This is a genomic window from Limnoraphis robusta BA-68 BA1 (assembly GCF_034932365.1).
In the GTDB taxonomy this organism is placed as follows: Bacteria; Cyanobacteriota; Cyanobacteriia; order Cyanobacteriales; family Microcoleaceae; genus Capilliphycus; species Capilliphycus robustus.
The window spans coordinates 83,400-104,279 of record NZ_JAYGHR010000070.1; the positions used below are offsets into that span (position 1 = coordinate 83,400).

The 20,880-nt window shown below is 39.8% G+C and carries 18 protein-coding genes; 10 read left to right on the forward strand and 8 right to left on the reverse strand.

Features of this window, described 5'->3' with window-relative positions; all coding sequences use genetic code 11:
• Positions 1-10 precede the first annotated feature (10 nt).
• A complete protein-coding gene (locus VB836_RS19700; RefSeq protein ID WP_323221800.1) occupies positions 11-2,419 on the reverse strand; it encodes a Calx-beta domain-containing protein in 2,409 nt (802 codons plus the stop codon).
• Positions 2,397-3,101 (reverse strand): polysaccharide deacetylase family protein, encoded by a 705-nt coding sequence (locus tag VB836_RS19705; RefSeq protein ID WP_323221802.1) that lies wholly within the window; start codon positions 3,099-3,101, stop codon positions 2,397-2,399. The genes VB836_RS19700 and VB836_RS19705 overlap by 23 nt, the downstream gene beginning before the upstream one ends.
• A gap of 143 nt (positions 3,102-3,244) precedes the next feature.
• Here VB836_RS19705 and VB836_RS19710 point away from each other — a divergent pair, with 143 nt between their 5' ends.
• The gene (locus VB836_RS19710; protein WP_323221804.1) at positions 3,245-4,552 is read left to right on the forward strand and encodes a BaiN/RdsA family NAD(P)/FAD-dependent oxidoreductase; all 1,308 of its coding nucleotides are present in this window, start codon (positions 3,245-3,247) and stop codon (positions 4,550-4,552) included.
• A 57-nt stretch (positions 4,553-4,609) separates the two neighbouring features.
• On the opposite strand, the gene VB836_RS19715 is transcribed toward VB836_RS19710, so the two are convergent.
• The 3 genes from VB836_RS19715 to VB836_RS19725 are packed head-to-tail and all read right to left on the reverse strand — an operon-like array spanning position 4,610 to position 6,833.
• Complete coding sequence (locus VB836_RS19715; protein WP_323221806.1) at positions 4,610-5,350, reverse strand: HAD family hydrolase; 741 nt, start codon at positions 5,348-5,350, stop codon at positions 4,610-4,612.
• A 21-nt stretch (positions 5,351-5,371) separates the two neighbouring features.
• Entirely contained in the window at positions 5,372-5,563 is a 192-nt protein-coding gene (locus VB836_RS19720; RefSeq protein WP_323221808.1) for a hypothetical protein, read from the reverse strand.
• Between the two features lie 16 nt (positions 5,564-5,579).
• On the reverse strand, positions 5,580-6,833 hold the full coding sequence (locus VB836_RS19725) for an MFS transporter (protein ID WP_323221810.1): 1,254 nt from the start codon (positions 6,831-6,833) through the stop codon (positions 5,580-5,582).
• Positions 6,834-6,904: 71 nt separating this feature from the next.
• Here VB836_RS19725 and ruvA point away from each other — a divergent pair, with 71 nt between their 5' ends.
• From ruvA to VB836_RS19770, 9 genes are all read left to right on the forward strand, one after another.
• Positions 6,905-7,540, forward strand: coding sequence for a Holliday junction branch migration protein RuvA (gene ruvA / locus VB836_RS19730; RefSeq protein ID WP_046280198.1), 636 nt, complete (start codon positions 6,905-6,907; stop codon positions 7,538-7,540).
• A 280-nt stretch (positions 7,541-7,820) separates the two neighbouring features.
• Positions 7,821-8,840 (forward strand): glycosyltransferase family 2 protein, encoded by a 1,020-nt coding sequence (locus VB836_RS19735; RefSeq protein ID WP_323221812.1) that lies wholly within the window; start codon positions 7,821-7,823, stop codon positions 8,838-8,840.
• A gap of 405 nt (positions 8,841-9,245) precedes the next feature.
• Entirely contained in the window at positions 9,246-10,706 is a 1,461-nt protein-coding gene (locus tag VB836_RS19740; protein WP_323221814.1) for an NAD(P)/FAD-dependent oxidoreductase, read from the forward strand.
• A gap of 96 nt (positions 10,707-10,802) precedes the next feature.
• The gene (locus VB836_RS19745) at positions 10,803-11,726 is read left to right on the forward strand and encodes a glycosyltransferase (RefSeq protein ID WP_323221816.1); all 924 of its coding nucleotides are present in this window, start codon (positions 10,803-10,805) and stop codon (positions 11,724-11,726) included.
• A gap of 15 nt (positions 11,727-11,741) precedes the next feature.
• Positions 11,742-13,037 carry a glycosyltransferase gene (locus VB836_RS19750; RefSeq protein ID WP_323221818.1) on the forward strand — a complete coding sequence of 432 codons (1,296 nt, stop codon included), beginning with the start codon at positions 11,742-11,744 and terminating at the stop codon, positions 13,035-13,037.
• Positions 13,038-13,049: 12 nt separating this feature from the next.
• The gene (locus tag VB836_RS19755; protein WP_323221820.1) at positions 13,050-14,078 is read left to right on the forward strand and encodes a glycosyltransferase family 2 protein; all 1,029 of its coding nucleotides are present in this window, start codon (positions 13,050-13,052) and stop codon (positions 14,076-14,078) included.
• A 44-nt stretch (positions 14,079-14,122) separates the two neighbouring features.
• Positions 14,123-15,589, forward strand: a complete 1,467-nt coding sequence (locus VB836_RS19760) for a lipopolysaccharide biosynthesis protein (RefSeq protein WP_046280203.1) — start codon at positions 14,123-14,125, stop codon at positions 15,587-15,589.
• Positions 15,590-15,675: 86 nt separating this feature from the next.
• Positions 15,676-17,256 carry a hypothetical protein gene (locus tag VB836_RS19765; RefSeq protein ID WP_323221822.1) on the forward strand — a complete coding sequence of 527 codons (1,581 nt, stop codon included), beginning with the start codon at positions 15,676-15,678 and terminating at the stop codon, positions 17,254-17,256.
• A 72-nt stretch (positions 17,257-17,328) separates the two neighbouring features.
• A complete protein-coding gene (locus VB836_RS19770) occupies positions 17,329-18,252 on the forward strand; it encodes a glycosyltransferase family 2 protein (protein ID WP_323221824.1) in 924 nt (307 codons plus the stop codon).
• 136 nt (positions 18,253-18,388) lie between these two features.
• On the opposite strand, the gene VB836_RS19775 is transcribed toward VB836_RS19770, so the two are convergent.
• The 3 genes from VB836_RS19775 to VB836_RS19785 all read right to left on the reverse strand — a co-directional run bounded on the left by VB836_RS19775 (position 18,389) and on the right by VB836_RS19785 (position 20,771).
• A complete protein-coding gene (locus tag VB836_RS19775; RefSeq protein ID WP_323221827.1) occupies positions 18,389-19,195 on the reverse strand; it encodes an exosortase-dependent surface protein XDP2 in 807 nt (268 codons plus the stop codon).
• A gap of 408 nt (positions 19,196-19,603) precedes the next feature.
• Positions 19,604-20,062: a transposase gene (locus tag VB836_RS19780; RefSeq protein WP_323221844.1), complete on the reverse strand. Its 459-nt coding sequence runs from the start codon at positions 20,060-20,062 to the stop codon at positions 19,604-19,606.
• On the reverse strand, positions 20,055-20,771 hold the full coding sequence (locus tag VB836_RS19785; protein ID WP_323221829.1) for a transposase: 717 nt from the start codon (positions 20,769-20,771) through the stop codon (positions 20,055-20,057). The genes VB836_RS19780 and VB836_RS19785 overlap by 8 nt, the downstream gene beginning before the upstream one ends.
• Positions 20,772-20,880 lie beyond the last annotated feature (109 nt).

A 20,880-nucleotide genomic window follows, 5' to 3' on the forward strand; every position in this document is an offset into this window, starting at 1 on the left:
TAGCATCAACCTACACAAACTGATAAACTCGCCCGACATCCACACCGCCAACGTCATAACCCGGTACACCTGTCACCCAAGTATTACCGACTGCGGTGACGGACGCGCCAAAATTCAACCGTTCATCGCCGTTATCGGGAATCGTGTTAATATAAGTATCGAGAAGTTCTCCGGTTCGTAATTGATGCCGGAACACCGCCCCAGAGGTTAACGACCCATAACCCGGAGTTCCCACAAACACACTGGTATTGACGATATCAATGGCTTCTCCGAAACGGTCAAAGGGTCGCGGTTGAGGATAACTGTAGGTTTGCAACACGGTCCCGGTTATCCCGTCAAACAGAAACGCTGCCCCGGTATCAGTACCCCGTGTATCGTCTCCCGGCGCCCCAATTAATACATCTCGGCCAATATTCGTCCAAGCTAAACCCCTGCCAAAATCATCAATTCCGGGGTTGGGGTTGCGAAAAGTTTGCAATAATTCTCCGGTAATACTATCAAATAAATAGGCAACTCCGGGCTTTGTTGCCCCCACTCCCGTTAAACTTCCGGGGGCGCCTATCAAGACTTTATCGCCCACTGCGGCGACTGACGCCCCAAAATAGGAGTCGGCTGTGGGTTCGGGGTTATTGAAAGTTTGTAGCAATTGTCCGCTATTGCCATCAAACAGGTAGGCGACGCCGGAACGGGGGGCGAGGGTGTTGCTGGTGGGGGCGCCGACGATGATAGTATTGCCGATGCTATCGACTGCAAAGCCAAAGTTTTCAAAAGGTTCGGGGGTGGGGTCACTCAACAGTTGATAGGCGACTCCCGCCGAACTGCTAAATTGATAAACAGCGCCTCCTTGGGGAATGACGGTGCTATCTTGGGGGGCGCCGATGACCACATCTGCCCCAAATGCGGTTAAACTTCTGCCGAGTTGGGCGTTTCCGGCGGTGGCGGGGAAGGGATGATTAAAAATTTGCAGGGGTTGTCCGGTGACTGCATCAAATAAATAAGCTGAACCTTGACTATTATTTTGTCCGGGGGCGCCAACTAATATATTGGTGGTTACTTGTTCGACCGCAAAACCAAAATTTGCGTTGGTTTCTGGGAGAGGATGGGGGAGGGTTTGTTGGGGTTGAATTAGGGGTTCGTCATCCAATATTTCTAATGTGGCTTGGGCGGGAATTCCAATAGAAGCTGAACCTGTGGGGTTTTCTAAGGAGAGTTTAACTTCTCGAGGGTAGTCAACAATATTGTTATTGGTAATGTTTAAAGCGATGGTTTTTGCTGTGGCATCGCCGTTAGCAAAGTTAACCGAAATTGGGGCGGTATTCAGTTCTTCTGGGGTAATAATTCCAATAGGAGCGAGGGTTAAAACCACGCTAGCGGCCCCATCTTCCCCCACGCTACGAGTAATGGTTATAGGGTTAATAGGAGTGCCGTTTTCACTCACGGTAAATTGTGAGGAATTGAAAGAAATAAAACCGGGAATAAAAAAGTTTGAACGGGTGAGTCTGTCGGGTGAAACTCGTTGAACGACGGCTAAATATTCACCGTTTGCGGCTTGAATTAGGGTATTATTAGAATCACGAGGGTCTTCGGTAATATTAAGACTGTCAAAAGGGAAATCTCCGACTAAAGCAATGGTATCTATACCGGGTTGAAAGTCAAAGATAAAGTTGGTGTCTGCGGGGGTATTTCCACCTGTTCCGGGTTCAATGAAAAAGATGTCGTTTCCTTCTCCCCCAATTAAAGTATCTCGTCCTTTATCCCCATAAAGTCGGTCATTTCCAGCTTCTCCTAAAACGCGATCGTCGCCTGTTCCTCCGAATATTAAATCGTTATCCTCTCCCCCAACTAAAAAATCGCTATCTTGTTCACCGCGAATGACATCCTCTCCGGCTTCTCCATTAATTATGTCTGATCCAAAACCGCCTAAAATAATATCATTTCCTTGTCCGCCTAAGAGAACATCTCCATCATTTTCTCCTTGTATTAAATCATCACCGTTATCCCCGTTTAACGTATCAATTCCGGGTCCACCAAAGAATACATCGTTTCCTTGTCCGCCATTGGCTTCATCATTTCCCTGTCCGCCAAAAAGCGTGTCTTCGCCTAAATTTCCAAATAAAATATCATTATCTAATTCCCCAAAAATAGCATCATTTCCACCTTCTCCCAAGAGGCTATCGATACCTTTACCCCCCAAAAGGGTATCATTTCCATCCCCACCTCGAATCAGATCATTATCTAAATTTCCGCGAATAAATTCGGGGTCAGATGAACCTTGAACGGTATCATTTCCTCCCAGAAAAAAGACACCTTGAGTAAACACACCCAATTCACCAGGAAAAAAGGTGGTATTTTCTGGAAAGTCTGTTCCAACTAAGCGTAATTCTCCGGTTTGGGGGTCAGTTTCGGGTCTTAATACCATTGGTTAAACGGGAAAGTTTTTGTTGCCAAAGCTGATCTATGGTAACAAACTTGTAGCTTTTTTCCAAGAGTTTTGGGATAATTGATTTGGCAGAAGCGGCGACATCCTGGCCGCCATCGTTACCATCATGTAAGACAATAATTGACCCGTTTGTTGTTTGTTGAATAACACGATTTGTGACAATATTAACCCCAGGACGCACCCAATCTTCAGGAACGACTGTCCACATCACGGGACGATATCCCCATTGTTTTAATAGGGTTAAGATTTTCGGGGTAAAAACACCATTGGGGGGACGAACATCGAGTAAAGAATTAGGATTAAGATCACTAATATTGATAATTTCTTGTTTGGTGTTTTCAAGATCTTTTTGGAGTTGTTCATCGGTCATTTTATGAAACATTTGATGATAATATCCATGTAAACAAATCCAATGACCTTGTTGAATGACGGCTTGGGCAATTTCAGGATAGTTTTTCACCCAACAGCCTAACCAAAAAAAACTGGCTTTAATTTGATATTCGTCTAAGACGTTTAACAGGTCTAAAGTATATACTGGATGCGGCCCATCGTCAAAGGTTAGGGCAATTTCAGCTTGGTTGATATCTCCTCGCCACAGACAATGAGGAAAGGCTGTTTTTAAAATGGGATGTAAAACGGGAAAGAAGGGTGCGAATTCCATTTTTATTGAACGTTAATTAACGGTTTATTTTTGAAGTATGTGGATTGATTATAACATTTTTGCAAAGGATTAAAGCTTTTTGGTATAATTTAAAAAAGATAAAATATCCAGGAGTTCATATCACTTTGTCTGAATTAAGTTCTATGAAAGTTGTTGTTATTGGCGGTGGGGCTGCGGGTTTTTTTGGGGCGATTGCTTGTGCAAATACTCATCCCCATACTAAGGTTATTTTACTGGAAGCCGGACAGCAACCTTTAGCCAAAGTTCGTATCTCTGGCGGGGGACGGTGTAACGTGACTCATGCTTGTTTTGATCCTGCCCAATTTGTACAGAATTATCCCAGAGGGGCGAAGGCGTTGCGAGGGGCTTTTAGTCGGTTTCAAGCCAAAGATACGGTTGAATGGTTTACTCAAAAAGGAGTGGAATTAAAAACAGAAGAAGATGGGCGAATGTTCCCGATAACAGATGATTCAGAAACGATTGTTAACTGTTTAATTCAATCTGCAAAACAAGCGGGGATTCAGATTAAAACTCAGGCGAGGGTGACTGAAATTCACGTGAATCAAAAAAATCACGATTTATCCATAAACCCGGTTTCTGAAGGAAACTTAAAAACTTTCATCCCACATCATCAACAAGAAACCGGGTTTTTTAACAGAGAAAATTACTTTAAAATTATATTAAACTCAGGAGAAATATTAACGGCTGATCGCCTATTATTGGCGACAGGAAGCAATCCTTCGGGTTATCGTTGGGCGCAACAATTGGGTCATCAAATTATCCCTCCGGTTCCTTCTCTGTTTACGTTTAATATTACGGATGAAAGATTGAAAGATTTAGCGGGAGTTTCAGTTAATTCTGCTAAAATAAAGTTACCAGAAGCGAAACTCGAACAAACAGGGCCATTACTGATTACCCATTGGGGGTTAAGTGGGCCTGCGGTGTTGAAATTATCGGCTTGGGGGGCGAGATTTTTACAAGATTTTCGCTATAAAACATCATTAATTGTTAATTGGCTACCTCTATCTAATCCTGAAGCCTTGCGAGAGGAATTGTTAGCCGTAAAATCTCAATTATCTCAACGGGTTGTTTCTTCGAGTTGTCCGGTATTAATTCCGCGTAGACTGTGGAAACAGTTAACTTTAGCGGTGGGAATTGATGAACAAAAACGCTGGGGTGAAGTTTCTAATAAAGTGATTAATCAACTCATTCAAGAATTAACTCAGGGAAAATTTAAAATCAACGGAAAAGGGGTTTTCAAGGAAGAATTTGTCACCTGTGGCGGTGTGAGTTTGAAAGAAGTTGATTTTAAAACAATGGAAAGCCGTTGTTGTCCGAATTTGTATTTTGCAGGTGAAATATTAGATATTGATGGCGTGACGGGGGGGTTTAATTTTCAAAGCGCTTGGACTACGGGTTGGTTAGCGGGTCAAGCGATGGGAAAATTTTAGATAAGTAGGTAAACCTCAAAAACCCGGTTTCTTAAAAGTTACCGGGTTTTTTAAAGTTTATAAGGTCTGAAGTAGAGGAATATCGAGATAATTGACTCCTTCTAGTTTACCGGAAATACAGGTTAACGGTTTATCGACTTCGCCCAAATGATTAACGACTAAAACCGCATCTGAAAAGTCTTGATTTAGGGTATAATTATTAACAGTAACAATCGTTTTTAAACCCGCTTTTGTTGCTGCTTGTAAACCCTGATAAGAGTCTTCAAATACTAAACAATTTTCAGGAGGAAGGTCTAATTTTTGCAAAACATAGTTATAGATATCGGGGGCGGGTTTTTTGGCGGGAACAATATCTCCGGCGCCGATAACTTCAAACCAGTCAGGGTTAAGAGTTTTTTCGAGTAACGCCATCACGTTGGGTAAGGCGCTAGTTGTCGCAATGGCTAACCGTAACCCGGCGGTTTTTGCAGCTTCAATTAACCGTTTAACACCCGGACGTAAAGGAATGATACCGGATGCGAGTAAGTCGTGGTAATATTGATTTTTTAGGTGGTGTAAAGTGGTGATGAATTCGTCTATGTTTCTATCGGGTTTAAATTCAGGTTTGTATTGGTCTAAATAAAACCGAATGCGTTCTTTTCCACCGGGAACTTCTAACAATTCTCCATACAACTCAACTGACCAATTCCAAATCAGTCCTGTTTTAGCAAAAGCTTGATTAAACGCAATTCGATGTCCGTCTCGTTCTGTTTCTGCTAAAGTTCCATCTACATCAAAAATTAATGCTTTTAATGCCATTTTAGTTAAAAATATAACCGTTTAAATTTGAGGTTTAACGTCTTTATTGGGGATTTCGGGAGAGGGGAAACTTTGTTGGAGTTTGTAGCCTTGTTGTTCTATTGTTTCAACAAAATTTTTCGGGTCTGTTTCCGAGGAAGATTGAGGAAATTCTGCTGGAGAATTTTCTTTGGCTTGTTGACGCATTTTTTTGAGTTTAGCTTGTCGTCCCATGACGGGTTTCTCCAAATTAGTGATTAATTTTTTGACTGTCCATGATGCGATTTAAAACCTGTAAGATTAAAATCGCCACACTAATACTTGCCGCTAATCCTAACCAATAATTATACACAACTTGCGGTGTTTGATCAAGTACCCATCCCCCTAAAGGCGGCCCAATTAAATAACCAATTGCCCAACATTGGGCGTTAATCGCTAAATAAATTCCTCGTAAAGATTCTGGGGCTAAATCGGCAACCAGGGCAGACGCAGAAGGGGTATAACTCACTGTTGCTAGGGCTAATAGACTTAAAGCTAAAATGGCAAACAGCAGGTTATTTTCTGCAACAATTCCGGTTAAACCAATCAGAATAAATCCGATTCCCCAAAAACTTGCGGAAATCATTAAAGCTTGCGGACGAGTCCAACGACTGAGAAAATGAGCAATGGGTAATTGAGTGAGTACACATAAGGTTATATACCCGGCAAATAGATAACTAATTTTACCGGGAGAAAAACCGTTATTCACAAATTGATTAAAGTAGAGAGGTATTGTACTATGAATCTGAGAGATATAAACAGTAAACATGATATTAATCAAAACAAACACCAACAAAGGTCGGTCACTCAGGGCGAGTAACCATTTTTGAGTGAGATTTTGTTCTTTTGAGTCTGTTGATGGGGGAGTATAGGTTTCTTGGATGGTTGCAAAAATAACGCCAAAAAACACTAAAAACGATAACGCATCAACAATAAATAGAGTCCGATAAGCCCCTGTTGTCGAAATCACAATTCCGCCTAAAATAATCCCTAATTGTAAACCAATATTATCAGCAAGACGAGTTAAAGCAAAGGCTTGATTGCGGTTATCTCCTGTACTCAAATCAGCGACAACGGCTTCTGTTGCTGGCCAATACAATCCAATGCCTAATCCTAAAAATAAATTCCCTAAAACAACCGTTTTAAAATCGCTTGCACTTGCTAGAATAAAAGAAGATATCGCAGAAATTAAAGCCGAGAGTAATAACGTGCGACGCCGACCCCAAACTGGAGAATCAGAGAAAGAACCGCCCAGAATTCGCCCCAAAATACCTGAAATTTGAGCGCTTCCCAAACCAATTCCGACTGCTGTTGCCGATAAACCAACTTGGTTGACAAAAAAAATCGGTGCATAGAATAATGTAAAACCTGTACCCGTTTGAGAAAGTAACCGACCAAAAGCTAGAACCCAGATTTGGGGATTAAGTGAGGGTAGCCAAGTTAATATTCGATTAAGGCATCCCATCGTTAAAAATCCCTATCTAAAAAAGTTATTGTCATTTATTTTAACATTTTTTTGCTCAAGGAGACTGAAGGATGATTGGCTATTTAAAAGGAACAGTTGCAGCAATTCACAAAAATACGAACAATCGAGTCATCCTTTTGATAGAAACGAATAATATTGGCTATGAAGTGCAGATTGTTCCTCGAATGATTACCCAGCTACCTGCGATTGGTGAGTCAATTCAAGTCTTTACCCATCTACAAACCCGCGAAGATCAAATGGTGCTTTATGGCTTTTCAGCTATTGCTGAACGGGATTTATTTCGTCAGTTAATTAGTGTAAGTGGGATTGGAACTCAGTTAGCAATTGCTTTATTAAATACGTTGGAATTACAAGAGTTAGTACAAGCTATTGTTGGTGAAAATACAAAAGTTTTAGCAAAAACGCCAGGAGTTGGAAGTAAAACGGCTCAACGCATTGCATTAGAATTAAAAACAAAACTTGCTCAATGGCGGCAAGAAGCAGGACTCACAGCGATTGTTTCTTCTGGCTTAAGCGTCGAAATTCAAGAAGAAATTGAGATGACACTTTTAGCTTTAGGCTATACGGGTTCAGAAGTGATGCAAGCGTTACAAGCTTTGAGTCAAGAACAAAAGCTGTCCTCGCAAATCTCAACAGAAGAATGGATCAAAAAAGCAATTGCTTGGATGGCTCAAGAGTTAGGATAAATACAGATGAAGCTATCAAATAAACAAGCGATTTAGATCCGCATCTGAAAACCCTTCTAAGAGGATCGGGCATCCGGTTCTGTGCAGCACGTATATCCTATGTAAATCAAGGGTTTTGGCGATATTCATTAACAGCATTTTTACACAAGCTTTATAATTTTATCCAACCTTTTTACACAAGCTTTACAGAGTAATCTATCTAAGGACTGATTTTTTTCACAATTCTGTTTAAGATGATAGGGAGGAAACAACAAGACGAAAAATCGTTGTCTAAGGAACTATGAGTAATAACGGTCAAGAGCCTAAGCTAACGATATCAATCATTATCCCGGTCTATAACGGTGGAGAAAAGTTTCAGCGATGCCTTGAGAGTTTGACAAAGACTTCTCTAAACCCCAACGAAGTCATTGTTGTCGCAGACGGAGATACTGATGGTTCTCACGCTTTAGCTGAGAAGTTCGGTGCAAAAGTCTTTCGGCTACCCAAAGCCGGAGGCCCCGCTAGAGCGCGTAATTTGGGGGCTAAAGCAGCAACAGGTGATATTGTTTTCTTTGTGGATGCAGATGTCGAAATCTACCCAGACACAATTGAGAAAGTGGTCAAAACTTTCACGAACGAACCGAATTTATCGGCTCTAATTGGTTCCTACGATGATGCGCCGGGAGCGGATAATTTCCTCTCTCAATACAGAAATTTATTTCATCATTATACTCACCAAACAGGTAACGAAGAAGCATCTACATTTTGGGGAGCTTGCGGCGCTATTCGTCGAGAGATCTTCCTAGAAGTTGGCGGTTTTGATGAAAAATATCGTCTTCCCTGTATTGAAGATATTGAACTCGGCTATCGCCTGAAAAAAGCAGGTTATCAAATTGGGTTGCGGAAAAATATCTTTGTTAAGCATCTCAAGGAATGGCGGCCTGTTTCCATGTTGAAAGCTGACTTTTTTTATCGAGCTTTGCCTTGGACTGCTTTAATTTTACGCGATCGCCAATTGAATAATGACTTAAATCTGCAATACTCTAGTCGCCTGAGTGTTGTCTTAGTTTATGCGAAAATCGGCGCATTATTAGCAGTGCCTTGGTTATCTCAAACCTCGATTATTGCCTGTCTATTTGCGATCGCTTTTCTGGTTTTGAATGCACCCGTTTACCAGTTTTTCCACAACAAGCGAGGCTTGGTTTTTGCCCTCAAAACAGTACCGTGGCACTGGTTTTACTATTTCTATAGTGGGCTAGCGTTTGCGATTGGTTTAGTTCGTCATTGGTTTGAAGAAAATTGGACTTATCGCCGAGCATAAAGTTGTGAGAGATCACAATTTTTTTTTGTGATAAACTCAACTTGTAGAACTTGATCAAGACGACCTCACTACATTGAAGCGTAGATTATTACCCGTCTTGAGTTGAATCTAAATATTCGTTTGACCGGGGTGAATTTACCAGTGGTTGAGCTTACTACTGGTTTAAAGGGTGAGCGAATCATTGTTTTTTAAGTTTTTTGTCTCAACTTTTCTGGAGTTTGCGAAATTCTGTTTTGATCATCCTATATAATCACAGAGTTCTTCTGAAACTCCAGAGAAGATCTGGGTCTGAAATCAGGAACTCTACAGGCTTTAGATAGTGCTAAAGTGAGTTAAAATTCCAGATTTTGGACAGAGGCATATTCCGTATTTCACGTTCTACCAATATCTTCCAAAGGTCATCAAATGCTACATCATCACCCCGTCGTTATCATCGGAGCTGGCCCGGCTGGACTTACTGCTGCTTATGAACTCACTAAGCGGGGAGTACATCCTCACGTCTTAGAAGCCGCGAGTCAAGTGGGAGGGATTTCTAGAACAGAAGTATATAAAGGATATCGCTTTGATATTGGCGGTCATCGCTTTTTTACCAAAGTAGATATTGTCAATCAATTATGGCAGGAAGTTCTCGGAAAAGAATTCATCCAAGTTCCTCGACTGTCTCGTATTTATTACCAGAACAAATTTTATGACTATCCACTGTCTATCTATAACACCCTCTTTAACCTGGGTATTATCGAAAGCTTGTTGATTTTATTAAGCTATTTCAAAGCCAGAGTCAAAGGAAAATTACAACCCGATGTAGAACCAGAAACCTTTGAAGAATGGGTCACAGATAGCTTTGGAAGTCGGCTTTATCGCACCTTTTTCAAAACCTACACCGAAAAAGTTTGGGGAATTCCCTGCAATAAAATCGAAGCAGAATGGGCAGCTCAAAGAATCAAAGGTTTATCCTTAAAAAAAGCTGTTCTCAATGCTTTATTTGGCAGCAACGACACGAAAACCTTAATCAAAAAATTTGATTACCCCATCTATGGACCGGGCATGATGTGGGAACGTTTCCAACAAAAAGTTGATGAAAATGGGGGTCAAGTTTCCCTCAATACTCGGGTTGTGAGTATCAAGCGAGAAGGTCATCATATTACCGAAGTGATCGCATATAAAGAGGGTCAAGAGATTAGCCTAAAAGCGGATAAATTTATCTCCAGTATGCCTGTCACCGCGCTGGTAAACCGACTTGATCCTTTACCTCCCGATGAAGTTTTACAGGCGGCAAAATCACTGTCTTATCGAGACTTTTTGATTGTTGCTTTGATTATCGATGAGGCTGATCTCTTTCCAGATAACTGGATTTATATTCACAGTCCAGAAGTGAAAGTCGGCCGGATTCAAAACTTCAAAAACTGGAGTCCGGCGATGGTTCCTGACCAATCTAAAACCTGTTTGGGTTTGGAATATTTCTGCACAGAAGGCGATGAAATCTGGAACTTATCAGACACCGAACTGTTGGATTTAGCTACCCGTGAAATCGAAGAATTAGGTTTATCAAAAGCGAGTAAAGTTGAAGATGGAACGATATTGCGTCAACCGAAAGCTTATCCGGTTTATGACCGAGATTATCGCCGACATCTACAAGTCATTCAAGATTATTTATCACAGTTTGACAACTTACAAACCATTGGTCGTAACGGAATGCACCGTTATAATAACCAAGATCATTCAATGTTAACCGGAGTATTAGCGGCTCAAAATGTACTCGGCGACCATCATGATCTCTGGAATGTAAATACTGAACGTTCCTATCACGAAGAATTTACAAAAGAAGAGTGGAAAGGTCGTGAAAAACCTCAGTTAGTTATGAAGTAAGAAAAAGGGGTTGATAGGGGCTAAAAAATATTTACCCTGTCAACTTTTTATCGTTTTACTTTCTTCAGTGAAGATATTAACTAAAATGCTCAGAAAATGGAACACTCATCTCGACATTTTGTGTCTGTCATTGTTCCTGTTTATAATGATGTGGAACGTTTAAAACACTGCTTAGAAGCTCTCGATAATCAGACCTATCCTCCGAGTGATTATGAAGTCATTGTGGTAGATAATGGTTCAGATTCGGCTGAAAAAATTGACTCTGTTGTAACTTTATTTCGTCAAGCGTTCTATCTCTATGAAAGCACTCCAGGTTCCTACGCTGCTCGCAATCGCGGGATATCTGTTGCAAAAGGGGAAATTATTGCTTTTACAGATGCGGATTGTATTCCTGCTTTGGATTGGCTTGAACAGGGTGTAACGCATTTACAAAACGCTCCTAATTGTGGATTAGTTGCGGGAAAAATTGAGCTTTTCTTTAAAGATACCCAGAAAATTACACCTGTAGAACTCTATGAAAGTATCACAGCTTTTCCTCAAAAAGAACTTCTAGAAAAGCATCGATATGGAGCGGGAGCTAATTTATTGACTTGGAAACAAGTTATCGAAAAAGTTGGCGTTTTTGATGCAACTCTAAAGTCAAGTGGAGATGTCGAATGGTGTAGGCGAATTTTTGATTCTGGTTATCAGCAGATTTATAGCGAGGAGACTTGTGTTCAACATCCAGCTCGAACATCTTGGCTAGAACTATACAAAAGAACGATTCGCCTCGTTGGAGGAATCTATGATTTACAGCAAAAGAAAAACTCTAGAAACTTACCTCAAGATTTTGTTTTCATTTCTCTATTGCTGAAAAACTTAATTCCTCCGTTAAACTTTGTAGTCAATACCTTTCTAGATAAACGATTAAAAAACGTTCAACAGAAAGTTCAAGTTTCTGTCGTGATGTTTGTCGTTCGATATGTCAGCGCTTTAGAAATCATTAAACTGAGGTTTGGTGGAGTATCAGCACGAGAATAACAAGAGATTAGAACCATGAAAATTGCATTTATTGTCGGCCATTTTCCACAATTGTCGGAAACTTTTATTCTCAACCAAATTACAGGTTTAATCGAGCGAGGTCATCAAGTTGATATTTATGCGAGTTCTCCCGGTGATACCACTAAAACTCATCCCGCAATCGCTAAATACAACCTTCTAGAACACACTTATTATTTTCCTCAAATCCCCGAAAATATTGTCTTGAGAATTTGGAAAGGCTTGGGATTACTACTCACTCAAGGTCATCAAGATCCTTGGCGTTTTCTTGATGCTTTAAATGTTTTTAAATATGGTCAGCAAGCTCTTTCTCTGTGGTTGCTTTACACAATAATTCCCAAGTTTAATTGTCATTACGACATCATTCACTGTCAATTTGGTACCCAAAGTTATCGAGGAATGTCATTTCAGACAATCAATGATCCAAAGGCAAAACTCATTACTACATTTCGAGGAGATGATATTAGTCGGTTTGTGAAAGAAAGAGGCAAGAAAGTTTATCAAAAACTATTTCATACTGGTAACTGCTTTTTAGCCAATTGCGAATTTTTCAAGCGTCGAGTTGTAGAGCTAGGGTGTGATGAAAGTCAGGTGTTTGTTCATCGTTCTGGACTAGATTCTAGTCGATTTACGTTTACTCCCCGTTACTTCCCTAATGATGGAAAAATCCGCATTGTGACAACAGGGCGCCTCGTTGAAAAAAAGGGAATTGAATACAGTATTCTGGCTGTAGCCCAACAAGCTCTAGTTTACTCTAACATAGAGTATAATATCATTGGTGACGGCCCTTTGAAAGAAAGCCTACAAAAATTAATTAACGACTTGAACGCTCATAATTTTATTCACTTATTAGGGTGGAAAGATGAAAATGAAATTATCGAAATTCTCAATCAATCTCAGATTTTTGTGGCTCCGAGTGTCACAGCAAAAGATGGTAATCAAGATGCTCCCATCAATGTCTTAAAAGAAGCGATGGCGATGGGTTTACCTGTGATTAGTACCTATCATGGTGGAATTCCAGAATTAGTAGAAGATGGAGTTTCCGGTTTCTTAGTTCCTGAACGAGATGCAGAAACTTTAGCCGAAAAACTTGGTATTCTCATCAAAAATCCGCAGTTGTGGTTAGAAATGGGAAAAGCTGGACGAACCTATGTTGAAGAACACTATGATCTCAATAAACTGAACGATATTTTGGTCGAAATCTACCAACAAACGTTAACATCAAGTTTGCCCAAACAGAACTTAAATGTTCAGATGGCGTCAGTCAAGAAAGTTACTCAATCATTACTTTAGGAGGTTATTAACATGGAAAGATTAGCGACAACTACAGAACCGCAAGTTACGATTATTGTTGTGCCTCGTGAACGATTTAGCTGTACTCGCGAGTCTTTAGAAAGCATTTACGAACACACAAAAATTCCGTTTAAATTGGTTTATGTAGATGGGAATTCTCCCAAACACATTCAAACTTACTTGAAAGAACAAGCTGAAGCAAAAAGCTTCCAACTTCTGCGAACAGATTACTATTTGTCTCCGAACCAAGCCAGAAATATTGGTCTAGCTCAGGTCAACACAAAATACTTGGTTTTTATTGATAATGATGTTGTCGTCACAGCCGGTTGGTTAACTCAATTAATGCAGTGTGCAGAAGAAACAGATGCTACAGTTGTTGGGCCTCTCATGTGCCAAGAAAGACCTTTACATGAAATCGTTCATTGTGCGGGTGGAGAGTCTCATATTTGGGTCGATAAAACAGGTCGGCGGCGGTTTCGAGAAAAAATGTGTTTGCAGGGTAAACGAGTAACTGAAGTTCGCGATCGCCTACAACGTCAAGAAACAGAATTAGCTGAGTTTCATTGTGTTTTAGTCCGTCACTTCATCTTTGCTAAAATTGGCTTTCTCGATGAAGCAATACTCAATACCAAAGAACATTTAGACTTTTGTATGTTAGTTCGTCAAGCCGGGGGAAAAGTCTATTTTGAACCCAATTGTATTGTTACCTATATACCTGGCCCTCCTCTAGAATTGACTGATTTGCATTACTATATGCTGCGCTGGAGTGATGCGTGGCAGTTAGCAAGTCTGCACCGTTTACGAGATAAGTGGAACCTCGCTGAAGATGAATACTTTAAAAGCAAATATAGAAAGGTAGGATGGCGACGATACGGCACAATTATTGTCCCTTTAGTTCTTCGTATCACATGGGGTATGGGCAGTGATTTATTAGCCAGAATTATCGGCAAAATCGACCATGTATTGATTAATCCTTTCTTGACGACTAGCCATGCTCATCGCCAACGTAAACTTCATCATTCGATGTCAATTAATAATTAAACTAAACAATGTATGATCTGCATGAACAGCCCTAAAACTAAGATATGAGCATTAAACAGAAGGCAATTCAAGGTGTCATTTGGTCTGTAATTCAAAACTGGGGAAGTCAGGCTGGTTCACTGATTGTGTTCTTAATTCTGGCTCGCTTACTTACTCCTCAAGCCTTCGGTTTAATTGGTCTAGCTAATGTTTTTTTAGCTTTTATGCAGATCTTTCTAGAGCAAGGATTTTCCCAAGCCTTAATTCAACGCCAGGAAATTGATCCAGAAGAACTAGATACAGCTTTTTGGACTCATGTATTGAGTGGGTTGTTGCTGACTATTATCAGTTTTTTCCTGGCTGGATTTGTTTCTAATATCTTCGAGCAACCCAAGCTAATACCCATTTTACAATGCTTTTCATTTTTGTTCTTTATTAATTCTCTAAGTCATGTTCATAAAGCCATTTTGAGCCGGGAGTTTGCCTTTAAAATCATGGCAGTTCGGACGATTATCGGGATTATAATTGGCGGAACTGTGGGAATTGTCATGGCTTTATCTGGGTTTGGGGTTTGGAGTCTAGTCAGTCAACAATTTATTTATGAAGCTGTAGAAGTCTTTATCATTTGGGGTGCAATTGATTGGCGACCCAAATTCAGATTTTCTTTTCAACATTTGCGAAATTTGTTAAACTTTGGCTCTAGTATCCTCGCCTTAAAATTTCTGAACTTCTGTAATAAGCGAACAGATAATTTGCTCATCGGTTACTTTTTAGGAGAAGTTGCTCTAGGATATTATATGATTGCTTACCGTGTTTTAGAAGTGATGACTCAACTCTTAGTCAGTACAACAAAACAGGTAGCCTTACCAACTTTCTCTCGATTACAAACAGAGCCAGAGCGCTTTCGACAAGCTTTTTATCAAGTTACTTTATTTACCAGTTTAATTGCTTTTCCAACCTTTTTTGGCATGATTACTTTGACTAAAGAACTGGTCATATCATTATTTGGAGAACGATGGCTACCTTCAGTTCCGGTGATGCAAGTTCTAGCTTTTGCTGGCATTTTGAATGCAATTTCTTTCTTTAATGGTTCCGTATTCATAGCAATTGGGAAACCCTCTTGGAAACTTTGGCTAAGTTTACTAAATGCTGTGCTAAATCTAATTGCTTGTCTGGTTGCCGTACAATGGGGAATTGTTGGGGTTGCTTTGGCTTATGTTATCAGTAGTTATATAGCTTTTCCAGTTAGTCAATGGGCAATTAGTAAGTTAATTCATGTTCCCTTGCTTACCTATTTACAGCAATTTAGGAGTCCGCTCATTGGTTCAGTAGTCATGGTTTCCGGGATTTTAATTGCTAAACACTTTATGGTTGATTTAATTAATGAAAAAGTATTAATATTAGTCGGTACAGCCATAGGCACAATAATTTATGGATTGACAATCCGCCTGGTAGATCCTAAGTTATTTAAAGACCTATTAGAACTTTTGAAAATGATTAGATCTCCATCAAAAATAAAAATGAGTAATTAAGCCACTCTAATCCACAAAAAACTTTAACGAAGTTCAAAAGTAAATCCTAAAAATTTTAAGCTTTAAAATCCATGTCACACTTCAACTTGTCTAAAATTAATCACTTAGATTTAGTCAAAAAATATGCTTTAGTTGAAAACAGTATCATACTGGCGTTTATTATTTTCGGCTTTGTGGGTATTCTTCATCACGAAATTTGGCGAGATGAGTTTCAGGCTTGGTTACTGGCTCGAGATAGTGCATCCTTGATAGAACTTTTTCACAATATACAATATGAAGGACATCCGGGTTTATGGCATCTTTGCCTTTATGGGTTAAGCCGAATCACTCATAACCCTTTGATTATGCAGGTTTTTCATTTATTTATATCAGTTATTCTTGTCACTCTCATTGTAAAATTTTCTCCCTTTTCTCCTGTACAGAAATTTTTACTGAGTTTTGGATATTACTTTTTTTATGAATATACAATCATCAGTAGAAATTACAATTTAGGAGTCTTATTTATTTTCCTTTTTTGTATCATTTATTCAAGAGTAAAAGTTAGACCAATATTACTGGCAACTCTCTTAGCATTGATGGCTAATGTCAACGTTTTTACTTTTATTCTCAGTTTTGCACTCTCATTAACTTTAGTTGATCATATTTATTCGCAATTCAAAGCGAATACACTTAACCCAAACAAAATAGTCATTAGCTTACTGATTTTAATTTCAGGTTGGGCTATTTCCTTATTTCAAATCATCCGTCCTTTAATTTCACAAGAAAAAGTCATTCGCCCTATACAATCTTCTGCTGAACAAGTTCAGTCTAACCCGGGTTTGTTGCAAGAAATTAAACGTTTAGGTATTGCATTCATAGATATCTGGCGAAGTTATGTTCCCATTCCATTTCACCTCAATAATAATTTTTGGAACACTAATATCCTGACTCATAATAATCTTTTTCCCTCAGTGGGTGGTGTTTCCTTGGGTGTAGTTATTGCGGGTTTAGCTGCAATCTTTCTGTTGCTAATTGTTATAAAAATCTTCTCTCACAAGCGATTTATCCTAACAATCTATCTTTTGGGAACGGGCAGTATTATTGCTTTTAACTACCTAATTTTTCAAGGAGTTATGCGGCATAGAGGTCATCTTTTTATCTTGTTAATCGCTTGCCTATGGCTGATTGAAAAAGAGTTTTTACAGAAGCAAAATTTTATTTCAGAACAGAAACCTGCAAGTCAATTCAGAAATCAATTTTTAACGGTGATTCTTTTGCTTCATTTAATTGCAGGCTTGCACGCCTACAGCGTGGATCTATTTTATCCTTTTTCTATGGGAAAAGAAACAGCTCAATTTATCAAAGAGAATAATTTGGAACAGTTAACAATTGTGGGTCAAAGATACAGACAAGCATCAGTTTTATCTGGCTATCTCGACAAGCAGATTTATTATCCAGATTTGGGTGAATTTGGCAGCTTTTGGACTGTTAAAACCCCGATGAAAGACATACAAACAATTACCGGACTCATTCGTGAAAACTCCAATGATACTTTACTGGTTCTCACTTATCCACTCCAGTCAGATTCTACTTTTCCTCCTGACATTAAAATTACTGAGCTAAAACGTTTTGTGAAGCCAACCATCGAAAATTTTGAAAGATCATTTTACGTTTATACTGCTAGATAAAATCGTCAAAGTTAACTCAAGCCAAAGATACCCCTAGCTTAAACCTCATCTCAAAATCATCAGGTAAAAACTATGAATCAGCCTTTATTTTCAATCGTTATCCCCACTTACAACCGTCCTGAACGACTCACAAATTGTCTTCAGTCCCTTACTCAACTTGACTATCCTCGCGATCGCTTTGAAGTAATTGTCGTTGATGATGGAAGTTTCATGTCTCTTGAACCTATCGTGACACCTTTTCGCCAACAAATTGAGATTACTTTCATCACTCAACAAAATGCAGGCCCAGCTTCTGCACGCAATACTGGGGCGGCTAAAGCGAAGGGTAAATTTATTGTTTTTACAGATGATGACTGTCAACCGACACCCAACTGGTTAACCCATTTAGAGACTCAGTTTACCATGACACCTGATGCCCTATTGGGAGGTAAAACCCTCAATGCTTTACCCGAAAATCTCTATTCAACAGCCAGTCAACTCTTGATTGATTATTTATACGAATATTATAATACAAACCCTAAACAAGCCAGCTTTTTTGCTTCTAATAACTTCGCTCTCTCTACAGAAAATTTTCATCAAATCGGTCGGTTTGACACGACTTTTCCCCTAGCAGCCGGAGAAGATCGAGAATTTTGCGATCGCTGGTTATATCACAACTACCCAATGATTGCCGTCCCCGATGCTCAAATTTATCATGCTCACAAATTAACATTACGCAGCTTTTGGCGACAACATTTTAACTATGGTCGGGGAGCTTTTCACTTTCATCAATTACGCGCCAAAAGAGGAATCGGAAAAATTCAGGTTGAGCCATTATCATTTTATTTTAAACTGCTGAGTTATCCCTTTTCTCAACCCGATTCTCATCACCCTAAACTTCTACTCTCTGCCTTATTTTCTATCTCTCAATTTGCTAATGTGCTTGGTTTTTTCAGGGAGCGGATGAATCATCAATTTAAAGTTCATCAGTCCCGACTTCAAGTTGAAAATAATTGAGAGCAAACTAACGATAAAAACACAAAGATTTACTCTTTGTGTCTCTATGTCGAGCGTGGTTGTTCTTTTTTTAAAGGCAGAACGAGGGTTTTTATAAATTCGTAATCCCATCAGGAAACCTAACCACAGTTGATGATTATTTGGTTTTTTGACGACGACGAGAAGCAACGAATGAACCTGCAACCAAACCTAAACCGATAACAGCAGTGGGTTCAGGAACAGAAGCGGGAGTGGGGTCAGTAGTTCCTAAGATTTTCCAGTCTGGGCCATTGTAGAGTCCCCCTTGGCTGATCATCCGATATCCGAAAATAGACTCTTTGGAATCTAAGCCAAAATCTAACAAACTTAAACCGATAGAAGCAACGGCTTGAGCGCTACCAATTTCTTTTGTATCAATGCTGTATCCGGCATCAAACCAGTTATTAGACCTCGGTAAATTGACCAAATTACCGATCAGATTACCATTGAAGTCGATCGCTTGGATATCGAGTTTACTGTTCTTACCCCGTTCAAAAACCAAGATATTGTCAACCGCTTTGTCAAACATCACGTCAATCGCAAAGTTACCGCTATCTTCAGTATCAATAATACTGTTGAGGTTCAGATTTCCCAGTGCTTGAACGGCTCCTGCTTCTGTGAGTCGTTCTTGGCTGAGGCCTACAGTAGCTTTGTCTCCCATATCCGCACTCGCAGCACCGCTATTACCGCTGGTCCACAGGTCATTGGTGACGATTGTGGCTCCTTGAATCACTGAGAACTCAGAGATAGTTTGTCCGCCAAACTCGACAGACTTTAGCCAGATATTTCCTTTCCACTTATCACCACCTGTTAAGTCTGCGGTGTAGTTTGTTTTGAAGCCAAAGCCAACAGCTTGAGCAGAAGATGCAAAGACTCCAGTTAAAGCCAGAGCGGTGGCAAAGCTAGCAAAAAGTTTGGTTTTCATGGTGATTGCTTCCTTTTAAGATGTTGTTTACTGGATGAATCCTGAAGCTATCAAGCTATTCAGGCGTTTTGCTTTTTTTGTTTCTGTTAACTCTTATCGTAGTTTCTTATTTTTTATTTGTCTAGGCTTAAAACGATCTTTTACAAAAGATTTATGAAAGAATGCTAATCATTAAAGTATTACTTTTATCCGTATTTTTGAGTATAAAAACACCTAAAGTTCAATCAAATTTGAACGCTCCCAATTTCTAGATCGAGTGAAATTACGGACAAACCTTAAAATCCTAATTTTTCCTTCAGTGAAAATACTTAGATGAGTCAACGTTTCGGATACATACAGGCGAAAGAAATCTGCAAACCCGGTAACAACAGATATAACCCAGCCTCAGTAAAATCCCTGATTGTAAGCTTACCCCGGTCTAAAGACACGGGGCATTCGCACTAACCGGTGTATACTGTCGAGTAGAGAACAAGACAGAGGGTTGCGCGTTACGGGAAGGCTTACAGACTCCCCCAAAATTGAAATCATCTTCGCACCATTGAGATCAGCATCTCCCTTCCATCCGCAATTACCGCACTCAAAAGTCTTACCATTACGGTAGGACTTTCCTTGTTCTGGATGAATGTGCAAGCACCTGTGGCAGACCTGGCTGGTGTATCGAGGAGAAACAGCTACAACTTCAATCCCTTCTTTAATTCCTTTGTACTCTAGGAATTGTCGAAGTTGATAAAATGCCCAACTGTTAGAACGTCTGCGTTCAATCTTGTTTCTGGGCTGAGTATTGGTTCTGTCTCTAATTCCCGTCAGATCTTCTACAGCCACACTAGCTTCAGTCTCTATAGCGCGAGAAATGATTTGTTTACTGATGTTGTGGTTTACCCAGGTAAGATAATCGCTTCTCTCTACCGGATAGCCGTTTCAGGAGTCGTTTTGCTCCTTTTGTGCCTTTCTTTTGAACAGAAGCCCTAATCCTAGAAAACCTATCCCTAACCTTTGTAATGTTTTCGCCGCTCCAATTAATTCCTTCTGATGTAACAGCAAGATCACGACGACCTAAATCTACACCGATAACATTGTCTGTACTTTTAGGAGTTGGAGTTGTGTTTTTTATCTGAATATGGATGTATAGTTGACCGTCTCTATGCTTGGACAAGTTGGCTGATGTTGGCGTTTTTCCTTTCAGCTTCCCTATCTGGTAATTTCCTAAAATCAATTGAACTCGCTCTCGTCCTTCTACCGTAGACAGACTAACGGTTTGATCTTTTTCTCTGTAAGAAAAAATCCTCGCGTCATAGTCTGCTGAAGTTGGCTTGAAAACTTTGACTGGGCGTTTTTTTAAGTCTGCTGTTTTACGATTAGAAGCGACTCGCGCACAAGCTCTAACAGCGAGGTTGGCTGATAGTTGAAATCGCTCCCTGACCGTTTTATAAACCTCAGCTTGAATCCGATTCTTGTTCTTAATTTTAGGATTGACGGTGCTATTGATATAGTTGCAAGCACTAGCAAATGCCCCCAAAGTCAATTCAAGCTTTTTTACTTGTTCAGGGGCGGGTTCAATTTTGCAAACTATAGTCAATACTTGTTCCATACTCTCAATATATCACCGCGACGGAAGTATTGGCTATGCGGTTAAAACCGCACAAGTCGCCTTTCCTCCTCGGATTAAAATCGCGAGGCTTCCAGGC

Coding starts and splice junctions, on each gene's coding strand:
- VB836_RS19700 (WP_323221800.1), bottom strand. CDS start 2,419: ATGGTATTAAGACCCGAAACTGACCCCCAAACCGGAGAATTACGCTTA.
- VB836_RS19705 (WP_323221802.1), bottom strand. CDS start 3,101: ATGGAATTCGCACCCTTCTTTCCCGTTTTACATCCCATTTTAAAAACA.
- VB836_RS19710 (WP_323221804.1), top strand. CDS start 3,245: ATGAAAGTTGTTGTTATTGGCGGTGGGGCTGCGGGTTTTTTTGGGGCG.
- VB836_RS19715 (WP_323221806.1), bottom strand. CDS start 5,350: ATGGCATTAAAAGCATTAATTTTTGATGTAGATGGAACTTTAGCAGAA.
- VB836_RS19720 (WP_323221808.1), bottom strand. CDS start 5,563: ATGGGACGACAAGCTAAACTCAAAAAAATGCGTCAACAAGCCAAAGAA.
- VB836_RS19725 (WP_323221810.1), bottom strand. CDS start 6,833: ATGGGATGCCTTAATCGAATATTAACTTGGCTACCCTCACTTAATCCC.
- ruvA (WP_046280198.1), top strand. CDS start 6,905: ATGATTGGCTATTTAAAAGGAACAGTTGCAGCAATTCACAAAAATACG.
- VB836_RS19735 (WP_323221812.1), top strand. CDS start 7,821: ATGAGTAATAACGGTCAAGAGCCTAAGCTAACGATATCAATCATTATC.
- VB836_RS19740 (WP_323221814.1), top strand. CDS start 9,246: ATGCTACATCATCACCCCGTCGTTATCATCGGAGCTGGCCCGGCTGGA.
- VB836_RS19745 (WP_323221816.1), top strand. CDS start 10,803: ATGGAACACTCATCTCGACATTTTGTGTCTGTCATTGTTCCTGTTTAT.
- VB836_RS19750 (WP_323221818.1), top strand. CDS start 11,742: ATGAAAATTGCATTTATTGTCGGCCATTTTCCACAATTGTCGGAAACT.
- VB836_RS19755 (WP_323221820.1), top strand. CDS start 13,050: ATGGAAAGATTAGCGACAACTACAGAACCGCAAGTTACGATTATTGTT.
- VB836_RS19760 (WP_046280203.1), top strand. CDS start 14,123: ATGAGCATTAAACAGAAGGCAATTCAAGGTGTCATTTGGTCTGTAATT.
- VB836_RS19770 (WP_323221824.1), top strand. CDS start 17,329: ATGAATCAGCCTTTATTTTCAATCGTTATCCCCACTTACAACCGTCCT.
- VB836_RS19775 (WP_323221827.1), bottom strand. CDS start 19,195: ATGAAAACCAAACTTTTTGCTAGCTTTGCCACCGCTCTGGCTTTAACT.